The sequence below is a fragment of the Streptomyces sp. SM1 genome, from assembly GCF_002910825.1.
In the GTDB taxonomy this organism is placed as follows: domain Bacteria; phylum Actinomycetota; class Actinomycetes; order Streptomycetales; family Streptomycetaceae; genus Streptomyces; species Streptomyces okerensis.
On the sequence record NZ_NEUB01000131.1, the window covers coordinates 1 to 984 of the forward strand.

1 protein-coding gene and 1 pseudogene are annotated in these 984 nt (G+C 72.2%); both read right to left on the reverse strand.

What is annotated here, in order from left to right; translation table 11 throughout:
• Positions 1 to 210: pseudogene (locus tag B9S61_RS41450) on the reverse strand (hypothetical protein); the annotation flags it as partial.
• Between the two features lie 118 nt (positions 211 to 328).
• Positions 329 to 984, reverse strand: a 656-nt coding sequence (rlmB, locus tag B9S61_RS02895) for a 23S rRNA (guanosine(2251)-2'-O)-methyltransferase RlmB (RefSeq protein WP_103540770.1), incomplete at its 5' end; no start/stop codon positions are given.

Genomic DNA, 984 nt, shown 5'->3' on the forward strand with positions numbered 1-984 from the left:
GGTGTCCTCGGCGGCGCTCACGTGCCGTGCGATCCGCGGCGAGGGGGCGCGCCGCGCCGAGACGCCCAGCTGCACGCGGAAGCTGGCGTGATTGACGATGACCTGCGCCGGATCGCTCGGCACCTTCACCATGCTCAGCGCGGGAGCGTCGTCGATTCCCGACGAGCGGTCCCCCGTGGGTGTGCGGGGTGTTCTGGTGTCCACACTCATCTAACCGAGTGACATGGCGTGAGGACACTGCCTTGACCGGGCGGATGTGTCCGGACCGCGTCAAGCCTGTCCGGACCCTCCCTAATCCACCATGTGGGTGACGCGACCGAACACCCGTTCAGCTCCGTCGACGCGCCGCCTCGTACAGCACGATGCCCGCCGCCACACCGGCGTTCAGCGACTCCGTGCCGCCCGGCATCGGGATCCGCACCCGGTGGTCGCAGGTCTCGCCGACCAGCCGGGAGAGCCCCTTGCCCTCACTGCCGACGACGATGACGACCGGGCCGTTCAGCGCGGCCAGCTCGCCGATCTCGGCCTCGCCGTCGGCGGCCAGGCCGACGACCGCGATACCGGCCTTCTTGTACGCCTCCAGCGCGCGCGTCAGATTGGTGGCGCGGGCGACGGACGTACGGGCGGCCGCACCGGCGGACGTCTTCCAGGCACCGGCGGTCATCCCGGCGGCCCGCCGCTCGGGCACGACGACGCCGTGGCCGCCGAACGCCGAGACGGACCGGACGACCGCGCCGAGGTTGCGCGGGTCGGTCACCCCGTCGAGGGCGACGATCAGCGGGTCCCGTCCCTCGTCGTGGGCGCCCGCGACGAGGTCCTCGGGGTGCGCGTACTCGTACGGCGGGACCTGGAGGACCAGGCCCTGATGGTTCAGTCCGTTGGTCATGCGGTCGAGCTCGGGGCGCGGCGCCTCCATGAGGTTGATGCCGCCGCGCTCGGCCGCGAGCTGGAGCGCCTCGCGCACCCGCTCGTCGTTGTCGATGA